The 629-nt window shown below is 40.1% G+C and carries 2 protein-coding genes; both read left to right on the forward strand.

All coding sequences use genetic code 11. The features are described 5' to 3' along the window. The first annotated feature begins 56 nt into the window (after positions 1-56). The gene (locus GOU96_RS18065; RefSeq protein WP_001080654.1) at positions 57-227 is read left to right on the forward strand and encodes a hypothetical protein; all 171 of its coding nucleotides are present in this window, start codon (positions 57-59) and stop codon (positions 225-227) included. Beyond that, complete coding sequence (locus GOU96_RS18070) at positions 227-628, forward strand: type II toxin-antitoxin system death-on-curing family toxin (protein WP_000351248.1); 402 nt, start codon at positions 227-229, stop codon at positions 626-628. The genes GOU96_RS18065 and GOU96_RS18070 overlap by 1 nt, the downstream gene beginning before the upstream one ends. Position 629 lies beyond the last annotated feature (1 nt).

The raw sequence follows: 629 nt of genomic DNA on the forward strand, positions 1-629 counted from the left end.
TTTTATCACGTTTTGGGGCTATAATCGGCCTAACCTTTATTGATAGTAGGTGTGATATGAATCGAAAAGTTGAAGCTTACGGCGTTGATGCTGTTGAAAGACCGAAAATTAAGGCTAGTAAAAAGCTTGATTTGACTGGTGATGCTGGTCGTCAAATTGTGAAGTCTGAAACTAAACTTGCTTTGCGTACTCATCAGAAGACATTCACTAAACTGGCTGATATGTAATGGATATCATCTGTTTTCCTTTTGAACGAGTGATCGAGATTAATGCTTTCATCCTAAAAACAGAACCAGGAATGAAAGGAGCCGTTGATATTCCCAAGCTTCAGGGGGCATTAGGTCGAATCGATAATGCCATCGTTTATGAAGGACTGGATGATGTTTTTGAAATCGCTGCTAAATACACTGCTTGTATAGCGGTTTCACATGCGCTACCTGATGCGAACAAACGCACAGGTTTGGCTGTGGCACTTGAATATTTATCACTTAACGATTTTGAGCTTACGCAGGAAAACGATTTACTTGCGGATGCAGTTCGAGATCTTGTTATCGGCATTATCAACGAAACAGATTTTGCCGACATTCTCTACGCACAATACGCAAAAGAACAAAATTCAGCTCTCTAAA

Origin of the sequence: Vibrio sp. R-1 (assembly GCF_035615595.1) — a bacterium.
GTDB classification, from domain to species: Bacteria; Pseudomonadota; Gammaproteobacteria; order Enterobacterales; family Vibrionaceae; genus Vibrio; species Vibrio cholerae.